General features: G+C 66.0%; 4 protein-coding genes, 1 pseudogene and 1 riboswitch. All 5 genes and pseudogenes read left to right on the top strand.

Annotated elements, in window-relative coordinates; translation table 11 throughout:
• Positions 1-231 (top strand): annotated as a pseudogene (locus D180_RS00085) (hypothetical protein); the annotation flags it as partial.
• A 188-nt stretch (positions 232-419) separates the two neighbouring features.
• A riboswitch (cobalamin riboswitch) is annotated at positions 420-639 on the top strand.
• A gap of 180 nt (positions 640-819) precedes the next feature.
• Positions 820-3234: a ribonucleoside-diphosphate reductase subunit alpha gene (locus tag D180_RS00080; RefSeq protein ID WP_017911177.1), complete on the top strand. Its 2415-nt coding sequence runs from the start codon at positions 820-822 to the stop codon at positions 3232-3234.
• Between the two features lie 109 nt (positions 3235-3343).
• Complete coding sequence (locus tag D180_RS00075; RefSeq protein WP_010340146.1) at positions 3344-4384, top strand: ribonucleotide-diphosphate reductase subunit beta; 1041 nt, start codon at positions 3344-3346, stop codon at positions 4382-4384.
• 91 nt (positions 4385-4475) lie between these two features.
• The gene (locus D180_RS00070) at positions 4476-5036 is read left to right on the top strand and encodes a flavodoxin (RefSeq protein ID WP_017911176.1); all 561 of its coding nucleotides are present in this window, start codon (positions 4476-4478) and stop codon (positions 5034-5036) included.
• 87 nt (positions 5037-5123) lie between these two features.
• The gene (locus tag D180_RS00065; RefSeq protein WP_017911175.1) at positions 5124-5456 is read left to right on the top strand and encodes a thioredoxin family protein; all 333 of its coding nucleotides are present in this window, start codon (positions 5124-5126) and stop codon (positions 5454-5456) included.
• Positions 5457-5605 lie beyond the last annotated feature (149 nt).

Below are 5605 nucleotides of genomic sequence, written 5' to 3'. Positions count from 1 at the left end.
AGCGCCAGCCGCCAGGGCAGTGCCAGCGTCCAGCGCGCCGACGGCGCCAGCGCGAGCAGCAGCGGCAGCCTGGCCCGGGCCGCCGACGGCACGCTCAGCGGCAGCCGCCAGAGCAGCGTCGATGGCACGCAGGGCAGCTACCAGGGCAGCACCAGCGTGCAGGACGGCAGCATCGTCCACACCGGCACCTGCACCGATGCGAGCGGCACCGTGGTGCCGTGCCGGCCGTAGGCGAGGGTGCGGTGTCGGCGGAAGTTCGGGGGCAGGGATGCGCCTGTCCGCGGCCGGCTTCACGGCCCCGTCACGGCCACGACTGGCTGCCGCGGCAGGGCCGGAATCGGCTGTCGTCGGCAAACCGTTGCCAGGCTTAGGTTTTCGTAATTTCACCCATATTTAGCGTTGACGTCGCCGACCGACCCCACTATCTTGGGGTGGTCGGTTCCGGCGGCCCCAAGCCGCGGGATCAAAAGGGAAGCCGGTGCGGCGTGCCAACGCCAACTCCGGCGCTGCCCCGCAGCGGTAATTGGGAACGAACCCGTCATCCGCACTGAGGCGCCCGCCTTGGGAAGCGACGGGCTAGGAACCGGCCACGGCCGTTGCCCATCAGCCCGAAGACCTGCCGACAGCCGCGCGAAGCACACCGCGCGGCGCCGACCGCGCGCTCTCCGGGGGGAGAGGGTCGGTGCAGCGTTGACCGCCCGCAGGCCCGGTGCCTGCGCCGTTTGCAGTCTTCGCGACACCGCCTGCCCACCATTGAACCCGGTCGGACCGCTGCCTGCGAGGGTCGGGCGGCCGCGTGCACTACGCTTGGAGACCTTCATGAGCCAGACCCACAGCCTGCCGGCCACCGCATCCGTCGACGCCGCCGTCGACCCCACGACCGCTGCCGCCACTGCCCAGCCTGAGCCGACGGCCAGCAGCGAGCCGAGCAACGACCAGCGCGCCGTGACCTGGATCGTCAAGGACGGCGGCAACCGCCGCATGGCCTTCGACCGCTCGCGCCTGCAGCGCACCCTGGACCGGATCCACGCCGAGTTCCCGCAGCTGGACGTGAGCGACTACGAGCGCAAGGCCTTCGCCTTCATCGAGAAGAAGGAAAGCCTGTCGGCCGACGACATGGTCGACTACCTGATCCGCGAGGCCGAGTCGCGCGTGGACATCGCCACGCCGGAGTGGGAGTACTTCGCCGCGCGCCTGTACCTGGACCGCCTGTACAAGCGCGCCAGCAAGAACCGTTTCTACGATGCCGGCGAGAAGTACGGCTCCTACGTCGGCCTGCAGGAAAGCCTGGCCGACCGCGGCGTGTACTCGATCGACATCCTCAAGAACTACTCCAAGGACGAACTGGCCGAAGCCGGCCGCATGATCGATCCGGAGCGCGACAAGCTGTTCGCCTACAACGGCCTGTACCTGCTGGCCACGCGTTACCTGGCCACCGACAACTCGCGCAAGGTCTACGAACTGCCGCAGGAGCGCTGGCTGACCATCGCCCTGTACCTGATGCAGGACGAGAAGCCGCGCGAGCGCCGCATGCAGCTGGTCGGCGAGGCCTACTGGGCGCTGTCCAACCTGTACATGACCGTGGCCACGCCGACCCTGGCCAACGCCGGCAAGATCGGCGGGCAGCTGTCGAGCTGCTTCATCGACACCGTCGACGACAGCCTGCAGGGCATCTACGACTCCAACACCGACGTGGCGCGCGTGTCCAAGCACGGCGGCGGCGTCGGCGCCTACCTGGGCTACGTGCGTTCGTCCGGTTCGGCGATCCGCGGCGTGAAGAACTCCAGCGGCGGCGTGGTGCCGTGGATCAAGCAGCTCAACAACACCGCCGTGTCGGTGGACCAGCTCGGCCAGCGCAAGGGCGCCATCGCCGTGTACCTGGACATCTGGCACCGCGACATCGAGGCGTTCCTGGACCTGCGCCTGAACAACGGCGACCAGCGCCTGCGCGCGCACGACGTGTTCACCGCGGTGTGCGTGCCGGACATCTTCATGGAAGCGGTGGAGCGCCGCGGCGAGTGGTACCTGTTCGACCCGCACGAGGTGAAGGAGGTCAAGGGCTGGTACCTGCAGGACTTCTTCGACGAGAAGCGCGGCGAAGGCAGCTTCCGCGCCAAGTACGAGGAAGTGGTGGCCGACGAGCGCATCGGCCGCAAGGTGGTCAAGGCCATCGACATGTTCAAGCGGATCATGGTCAGCCAGCTGGAGACCGGCAACCCGTTCATGTTCTATCGCGACGAAGTCAATCGCATGAACCCGAACAAGCACCAGGGCATGGTCTATTCCAGCAACCTGTGCACCGAGATCCTGCAGAACATGAGCCCGACGCGGGTCATCCAGGAGATGATCAGCGGCGACCAGATCGTCACCACCAAGCAGGCCGGCGACTTCGTCGTGTGCAACCTGTCCTCGGTGAACCTGGGCCGCGCGGTCACCGCGCAGCCGGACCTGCTGTCGCCGGACATCCTGGAGCGGCTGATCCGCGTCCAGGTGCGCATGCTCGATAACGTCATCGACCTCAACGAGCTGCCGGTGCCGCAGGCCACCATCACCAACCAGAAGTACCGCGCGATCGGTCTGGGCACCTTCGGCTGGCACCACCTGCTGGCGCAGAAGGGCATCGACTGGAATTCGCCGGACGCCGAGGCGTACAGCGATTCGCTGTACGAGCGCATCAACTACCTGACCATCCAGGCGAGCCTGGCGCTGGCCAAGGAGAAGGGCGCGTACAAGGTGTTCAAGGGCAGCGACTGGCAGAACGGCGAGTACTTCACCAAGCGCGGCTACGACAGCGCGCAGTGGCAGGAACTGGCCGCGCAGGTGAGCGTGCACGGCGTGCGCAACGCCTGGATGGTGGCGGTGGCGCCGAACATGAGCACCGCGCAGATCGCCGGCTCCACCGCGTCGATCGACCCGATCTACAGCGCGTTCTACTACGAGGAGAAGAAGGACTTCCGCCGTCCGGTGGTGGCGCCGGGGCTGACCGTGGATACCTATCCGTACTACGAGAAGGGCGCCTACAAGGTCGACCAGTTCGCCAGCGTGCGCCAGAACGCGCGCCGCCAGCGCCACGTCGACCAGTCGATCAGCTTCAACTTCTACGTGCCCAGCGGCATCCGCGCCAGCACCCTGCTGGACCTGCACATGACCGCGTGGAAGGAAGGCCTGAAGACCACCTACTACGTGCGTTCCAACGACATCGACATCAGCGAGTGCGAGTGGTGCTCGAGCTGATCGCCGGCGTCTGACGCCCGCGCCGCGCGGCAGGCCGGTCCTGTCGCGCGCGTCCCGCATTCCCGCGCCGCCCGCCGGCGCCGTTCACCCGACTCGACGAAGCACATCCATGGCCATCGCGCTCGACCGCATCAAGATCCTCGAACCGCTGCACCCCAACCGCTCCACCGGCATCATCAACGGCACCACCAGCGGCATCCTCAACTGGAACGACATCCCGTACCCGTCCTTCTACCGGGCGTACAAGGAGCTGTCGACCAACTTCTGGATCCCCGACGAAGTGGACATGAAGGGCGATGCCAAGCAGTACGGGGAGCTGTCGGCGCGCGAGAAGAACGCCTACGACTCGATCATCGGCCTGCTGGCCACGCTGGATTCGCCGCAGACGCGCTTCATCTACAACGTCGCCGAGTACATCACCGACCCGGCCGCGCACGCCAATGCCGCGATCATCGGCCAGCAGGAAGTGATCCACAACGAGAGCTACTCGTACGTGCTGGCCTCGATCGCCGGCCTGGCCGACCAGAACCGCGTGTTCGAGATCGCGCGCACGCATCCGACCATCATCGCGCGCAACCAGCCGATCATGCAGGCCTACGACGACTTCATGCGCGAGAAGACCGCAGAGACCCTGCTGCGCTCGCTGATCCAGTCCTCGATCCTGGAAGGCATCAACTTCTATTCCGGCTTCGCGTATTTCTACAACCTGGTGCGGCAGAACCGCATGACCGGCACCGGCAAGATCATCAGCTTCATCAACCGCGACGAGCTGGCCCACACCAAGTTCATCAGCGAGCTGATCCGCGCCATCATCGGCGAGAACGCCGAGCTGCAGACCAACGAGCTGACCGACTACGTGCATCAGGCCTTCGAGCATGCGATCCGCCTGGAGACCGAGTGGTCCTCGGAAGTGCTCGACGGCATCGAGGGCATCGACGTGGACGAGATGATCCAGTACGTGAAGTACCGCGCCAACAAGATGTCCGGCATGCTCGGCATCGAGAAGCTGTACAGCGGCGCCAGCGACAACGTGATGCCGTGGATCAAGGCCTACGCCGACAACTTCACCGAGACCAAGACCGACTTCTTCGAGATGCGCAACGCCAGCTACAAGAAGACCAACTCGGACAACGGCTTCGACGATCTGTGAGGAGCCGGGATTGGGGAATCGGGATTGGGGATTGGCAAAAGCAAACCCCGCCCTGACGAATCCCGAATCCCCATTCCCGAATCCCCGCCCCATGCACATCCTGCTCGCCTACGCTTCGCTCAGCGGCAACACCCGCGACGTCGCCCGCCGCGTGCATGCGCAGTGCGAGGCCGCCGGGCACGAAGTGACCTGGATCCACACCGACCTGCAGACGCTGCAGGGCGCACTCGGCGATGCGGGGCGTGCGGCGGACTTCGACCTGCATCTGCTCGGCAGTTGGAGCGACAACGCCGGGCGCACGCCGGCGGAGATGAAGTGCTATATCGCCGAGCTGGTCGAGGCGACAGGCAAGGCGATCGAAGTGGCGGCGTTCGGCACCGGCGAGACGCAGTGGGGGCTGGAGTACTACTGCGGTGCAGTCAAGCGCATCGCGCGGTTCTTCGACAGTGTTTATCCATTGCTGGAGATCGAGCAGATGCCGCACGGCGACCGCGACAACGCTGCGATCGACGCGTGGTGCGCGCAGGTGCTGGCGTTGCGCGCGGCGCGCGCGTCGTTGGCAGGCGCAGTGCCGGTGGCCGCTGCCGAGTCCTCTCCCGCGGGCGCGGCTGGCTTCGCTGCGAGGGTGTTGCCGTTGCCTGGCAGCGGCTGACGCCGTCGTCGTTCATCCGTTTCCTGGCATTGCCGGCGTCCCCATCGCACGCCGGGCTTCTTCCGACATCAGACAAGGTTTCGTTCCATGCTCACCACCATCACCGTTTCCAGTGCCGAACAGTTCGCGGATGCGCTCGCCGCGCATCCGCGCGTGCTGGCCGATTTCAACAAAGACAACTGCCCTGGTTGCCGCATGCTCGACAAGTCGCTGGAGCGTTTCGCCGAGGGCGAGAGCGCGCAGGGCGTGACCCTGCTCAAGGTGAAGATGGAAGACGTGGGCGAGGAGTTCTTCCGCGCCCAGGGCCTGCGCCAGACGCCGACGCTGATGCTGTTCCGCCAGGGCGAGGAAGTGGCGCGGGTGCCCGGTTTCGTGCCGCCGGCCAAGATCGACGAAGCGGTGCGCACGCATCTGGGTTGAGTGCTTGCGTTCCTCGTAGGAGTGGCTTTAGCCGCGACTGACTTCACCGAGAGAGCTTATCGCTGCCAAAGCTCACTCGTGCGGCTGCTTGTCCGACGCATAAATCTCAAGCAGCAGCAACAGCAAAGGCTTTCGCCCTTTCGGGCGAG

It is taken from the genome of Xanthomonas sp. SHU 166, from assembly GCF_000364685.1.
GTDB classification, from domain to species: Bacteria; Pseudomonadota; Gammaproteobacteria; order Xanthomonadales; family Xanthomonadaceae; genus Xanthomonas_A; species Xanthomonas_A sontii.
Note: the sequence above shows the minus strand (reverse complement) of the source record. Positions and strands in the feature narration are given on the sequence as shown.

What these genes read in the sequence shown, in the direction of transcription:
- D180_RS00080 (WP_017911177.1), top strand. Translation starts at nt 820, where the DNA reads ATGAGCCAGACCCACAGCCTGCCGGCCACCGCATCCGTCGACGCCGCC.
- D180_RS00075 (WP_010340146.1), top strand. Translation starts at nt 3,344, where the DNA reads ATGGCCATCGCGCTCGACCGCATCAAGATCCTCGAACCGCTGCACCCC.
- D180_RS00070 (WP_017911176.1), top strand. Translation starts at nt 4,476, where the DNA reads ATGCACATCCTGCTCGCCTACGCTTCGCTCAGCGGCAACACCCGCGAC.
- D180_RS00065 (WP_017911175.1), top strand. Translation starts at nt 5,124, where the DNA reads ATGCTCACCACCATCACCGTTTCCAGTGCCGAACAGTTCGCGGATGCG.